Source organism: Streptomyces sp. MB09-02B (assembly GCF_033794485.1).
Lineage (GTDB): Bacteria > Actinomycetota > Actinomycetes > Streptomycetales > Streptomycetaceae > Streptomyces.
Map to the genome: position 1 here is coordinate 1 of NZ_JARGEE010000582.1, position 4,531 is coordinate 4,531.

Here is a 4,531-nt window from a genome sequence, read left to right on the forward strand (position 1 = left end):
GCCACGGAGTTGAGCCGTCCACCCCGCGAAGCCCCGGCCGAACGCCCACCACGCAGAGCCCAAGCCGAACTCCCACCGCCAAGGGCCCACTCCGGGCGTCCGCTCCCCGAAGCCCCCGCCCCTCCGGCCGTCACAGCAGCTTCTCCCCGCAGGCTATGCAGTAGCGGGCCTCGCTCCCGGCCGGGGCGGCGCACCGGGCGCAGCGCGCGCCCGGCTGTGGCGTGGCGGTGTCGATCAGGGGCACCGGCCGGGACCCCGCACGCAGGATCATCGGACCGAGCGTGGACGCGTCGACGTCGGTGGCCGGTCGCAGCCGGACCCGCCCCGCCGACGCGTCCACGATGTCGGCGACCGCACCGATCTCGTCCAGCACCCAGTCCGTGCCGAACCGGGCCGCCAGCCGCGCCGCCCGCCCCAGGTCCCCCTCGGCGGCCCCCCGCCGCTGTTCCTTGAGCGCGACGAGCCCGCGACGCAACGCGTCCCGCATCACGGTGGTCGACTTCTGCTCACGCACGCTGTCTCCCCTGGCCGCGACCTCGGGCGGTGGCTGCTCGGGCCGGTGCCAGCGCGCGGTGACGGGCGCGTGGACGTCCCCGACGGACACCATGGCGAACTGCAGCCACGTCTCCAACGGATCACCGTCGGCGTCGGCGACGAGCGTGAGCAGATAGTCGCGCCCGCCCTGCTCCCACTGGTACGTCGGGAAGCTCCAGCGATGCGGCCGACCCGGCTGGGGAAGCCCTCCGAGACGGTGCGGCCGGGGCGCCTTCTCGTTCAGCGCGACCTGCCGCACCGTGGGCCGTACGGTCACCTCGATCGGCAGCTGCGGGGCGTGCACCCGGCGCAACCGCCGTACGGCGGCGCTGATCGCCCGGCCGAGACCGTCGTCCACGAACTCGGCGGTGCCGTGCAGCCGTTCGGCGAGCGTCAGCAACGGCTCGGGCGCCCAGTCCGCGCCCACGGCGAGCACATCGCAGGTGAAGTGCCCGGCGCAGGCGTCCAGTTCCTCCTCCAGGCGGGTCTCGCCCGGGCCGCTGCTGCCGTCGGTGATCAGCAGGAGATGGCGTACGGACAGGGGGCGGGCCGCGAGCAGGGCGCGTGCCCTGGCCGCCCAGACGGCGTACCCGGCGGGGCGCGGGCCGTCCCGGTGCAGCGGTATCGCGCCCGCCGCGAAGGCGGCCCGGCGCTTCTCGCGCTGATCGGCGACGGCCCACTCGACGGCACCCCGTGGGTGGCAGGGGACCGGCTCGGGGCCGGCACCGAGCACGGTGAACGAGATGCCGTCGGGCAGGCCCCGCAGCGCTGTCTGCAAGGCGTGCCGGACGACCGCCCGGAGAGGTTCGGCGACATCGACCGCGATGATCACGGCGAGCTCGATCGCGGGCAGTTCGGCGGGCGCGCCCCCGGCGGTCACGTCCACCCGCAGGTGCGCCTCGATCTTCGCGCTGCGATGCGGCCGCACATCGCCGTCGAGGTCGACCCGCACCTGGATCTCCGGCCGCGCCGAGCGCGCGAGACCGCCCGTACGCCCGCCCGCGCGCGCGTCCACCCCACCGCGCGTACGCCCGCCCACGCGCCCGTCGCCCTGCCCGCCCGTACGACGCTCCATGCACCCGCCCCCACGCCCGCAGCCCGTCCGCCCGCTCACGCCCTGGCTCATGTGCCCGTCCACGCACCGCACCATGCGCCCGCTCACGCGGCGCCCCACGTGCCCGCCCACGCTCCGGCACATGTGCCCGCCCATGCGCCCGCTCATGTCGTGCGTCACCGTTCCTTCCCCGTTCGTCGCCGTACGCACCACATGGCCGCTGCCCTCCGCCCCCTCCTGTTCCTTCCTGTTCCTTCCTGTTCCTTCCTGTTCCCTCCTGCTCCCTAAGGCGCTCCAGGAACTCCCCTGCTCCCCGTAGGCGAGGCCCCGCCTGCCACGCGGTCAGACCACGGTCTGCGGCCGTACCGCCTGGAGGAGGTCCACGAGGTGCTCGTGCGCTGCGGTCGTCTCCCCGTGCCGGGCGGCGAGTTGGCGGTAGTGAGACTCGATCCGTGCGCGCAGCTCCCGCTCCTGCGGGCTCAGCCTCCGCAGGCTGCCGGGATCGAGCCGCCCGCTCCCCGCTCCCCCGGGGCCGGGCCGGTCGCCACGGCTGTGGAGCGCGTCCAGCTTCCACTCGTGCAGTTCGGTGCTGAGGCGCAACGCCTCGTCCTCGGACAGGCTGGGCCCGCCGGCGCCCGGCTCCAAGCGGACGAGGTCGCTCAGTTCGGCCAGGGCCGCGTCGACCTCGCTGGGCGCGGGCAGCGGATCGTCGTCCCGGGGCAGCCGCGCCGCGCGGATGCGCAGGGAGGCGATCCGGGTGACGGTGTGGTCCAGGGTGCCGGGCCGGACCCGGCCGAGGACGTCCAGCGCGGCCCGGCGGTCGCCCGCCCGGAGCGCGAGCCGCGCGAGGCCCAGGGCCGCGCCCCCGTGCGCGGTGTTGCGGGCGAGGACGGCCTCGTACAACTCCTTGGCCGTGGGCCCGGCCGTGTCGTCGCCGAGCCGTTCCCCGCAGTAGGCGAGGGCCAGCTTGGGCGCGTACTCGCCCGGCAGTTCGAGGCGGACCGCGGCGAAGTGGCCCTTGGCCTCGGCGAGCCGGCGCGGGTCGTCGTCGAGGTCGGCGCGGCGCAGCGCGACCAGCGCACGGTGCCACTCCAGGCGCCACCGGCGGACGGCGGACGGCCCGGGGAGGGAGTCGGCGGTGTCCAGCTCCTCCTGGGCCCGCTCCAGGTCGTCCCGGGTGTTCCGGCCCAGCAGGACCCGGACGTTGTGCAGGCGGATCTCGACCGAGGGCGGCTTGCCCTCCTCCTGGTCGAGGAGCCGGCCGGGGTCGTAGCCGCTGCTCACCTCGAACCGCGTCGTCTGCGGGTCGCCCGGGTAGCGCCTGGGCACCGGCAGTCGGCGGGCGATCTCGGTGAGGGTGGGCGCGCCGAGGTCGAGGGCGGGGGCGAGGGGCGGGTCGTACCGGTCGCGGCGGGGGCGGTCGAGCCAGTGCTCGATGCCGGGCACTGTGCCGAGCCGGGCGCCGAGCAGTTGGGGGGACGGCCAGAAGTAGTCGGAGGGTTCGGGCGGGTCGCTCTTGCCGCGCAGGGCGCGGATCTCCCGCAGCGCGCCCCGCAGTTGGCCGGCCATCTCGCGGGCGTCGGCGAAGCGCAGCCCCGGATGGGTGCGGGTGGCGCGGTCGACGACCCCGTGGAAGGAGGCGCTCCCGAGGCCGGGTACCTCGTCCACGGCCCAGCCGGCGAGTTCCCGCAGGGTGACGCCGACGGTGTGCAGGTCGTGGGCGGTGGTGGGCATGGGCGACGACGCGGTCTCGGGCGCCATGTAGTCGGGGGTGACGTGGGCGGGCGGCTGGCTCTGGCCCCGCTCCCGCATCCCGCCGAGGTCGATGACCTTGACGCCGTCGCCGTGGTGCACGACGTTCGAGGGCTTCATGTCCCCGTACACGAAGCCCTTCTCCCCACCCGCGTGCAGATGGACGAAGGCCTCGAGGATCTGGCAGCCGTACGCGGCCACGTGCTCGATGTCGAGGACGGACTCCCCGCGCCGGGTCTCCTTGACGACCTTGTCGAGGGTGCCGTCGCCGACGTCGTCCATGACGATGTACCCGCCGGTGACCCGCCCGGAGTCGTCGCGCCGGGCGACGAAGTCACGGATCTGGACGATACGGGGGTGGCGGATGGCGACGAGGTTGCGGCGTTCGACGTCGGCGAGCCGGGCCCCGTCCTGCTCGTACCGGTTGAGCAGGCCCTTGACGGCGACCACGTCACCGAGATGCGTGTCCTCGGCGAGATAGACCCAGCCCTGACCGCCGTGCGCGATGGGGCCCATGATCCGGTACTGGTCGCGCAGCACGTCGCCCTCGGCGAGTTCGGGCCGGTACGAGTAGGGCTCGCCGCAGGCCGGGCAGTACCCCTCGACCGGCACCGGGCCCACCGTGTAGGGCGGCGCGAAGGTGATGCCGCACTCGGCGGACGAGCAGACCATGCGGACGCGGAGCGGGGCCTCGGGATGGATGAGCCGCTCGTGCGCGGGGCGCGAGCCGCGCTCGGGCAGCGCGAGCAGCTCGGCGGGCCCGAACTCCCGGGCCTCGTCGGGCAGAGCGGGCAGCCGGGGCCCGTCCTCCGCCCTCCCGCAGACGGCACAGTGCCGGGTGGGCAACAGGACCCCACCACACGGAGCCCCGTTGAACCGCCGATGCGGACACCGAGGCGGCTCCGACCCAACCACCCCTGAACCACCCGGCCCTCGACCGCCGCCGGCCCCTCGGCTACCCGCTGTCCCTGTACCCGCCCCGGGCCCGATCCGGTCGACGGACCTCATGTCAGACCTCCGGACGCCCAGCCTCCGGACTCCCCGTCTCCGGATGCCCAGCGTCCGGACGCTCCGTCTCCGGTAGACGGCTCTCCTGGCGCCCGCACTCCGGACCCCCGCTCTCCGGTAGACGGCTCTCCTGGCGCCCGCACTCCAGATCCCCGCCCCCCAGCTGCCCGATCGCCGCCGGGC

The 4,531-nt window shown here is 75.1% G+C and carries 2 protein-coding genes; both read right to left on the reverse strand.

Annotation, left to right across the window (positions count from 1 at the left end; genetic code table 11):
- Positions 1-130 precede the first annotated feature (130 nt).
- Positions 131-1,486, reverse strand: a complete 1,356-nt coding sequence (locus P1P70_RS41095; RefSeq protein WP_319247065.1) for a VWA domain-containing protein — start codon at positions 1,484-1,486, stop codon at positions 131-133.
- 444 nt (positions 1,487-1,930) lie between these two features.
- The gene (locus P1P70_RS41100; protein ID WP_319247067.1) at positions 1,931-4,012 is read right to left on the reverse strand and encodes a tetratricopeptide repeat protein; all 2,082 of its coding nucleotides are present in this window, start codon (positions 4,010-4,012) and stop codon (positions 1,931-1,933) included.
- Positions 4,013-4,531: the final 519 nt, after the last annotated feature.